The organism is Vibrio sp. 2134-1 (assembly GCF_033339495.1).
On the sequence record NZ_JAWOUS010000705.1, the window covers coordinates 1 to 586 of the forward strand.

Annotated in this window: 1 protein-coding gene; it reads right to left on the reverse strand. The window is 47.1% G+C overall.

The annotated features are described in order from the left end of the window. Positions 1–586: putative PEP-binding protein (locus tag R7R78_RS28075; RefSeq protein ID WP_263856348.1), on the reverse strand; the 586-nt coding region annotated here is incomplete at both ends.

The window sequence follows — 586 nt, forward strand, 5'->3', positions numbered from 1 at the left end:
AAGCGCTTCTTCAGCCATTGCTTTCACTTCTGCGAAGTTAGAGTTACGAATAACTTTCTTCACTTTAGGGATAGAGATACCGCTCATTGAGAACTCATCCAGACCCATACCTAGAAGTAGAAGTGTTGCACGCTCATCGCCTGCAAGCTCACCACACATACCAGTCCACTTACCTTCAGCGTGAGAAGCGTCGATAACTTGCTTGATCACGGTTAGTACAGCTGGTGATAGAGGGTTGTAAAGATGAGAGATCATCTCGTTACCACGGTCTACCGCTAGAGTGTACTGAGTAAGGTCGTTGGTGCCGATAGAGAAGAAAGATACTTCCTTCGCTAGGTGGTGTGCGATCGCTGCTGCTGCAGGTGTTTCAACCATTACACCGATTTCGATGTTTTCGTCGAATGCAAGACCTTCAGCACGTAGCTCTGCTTTGTACTCTTCGATTGCGTTCTTAAGCTCGCGGATTTCTTCAACAGAGATGATCATTGGGAACATGATACGTAGCTTACCGTGTGCAGACGCACGTAGGATGCCACGTAGTTGATCACGAAGAATTTCACGACGATCCAAGCTGATACGTACTGCA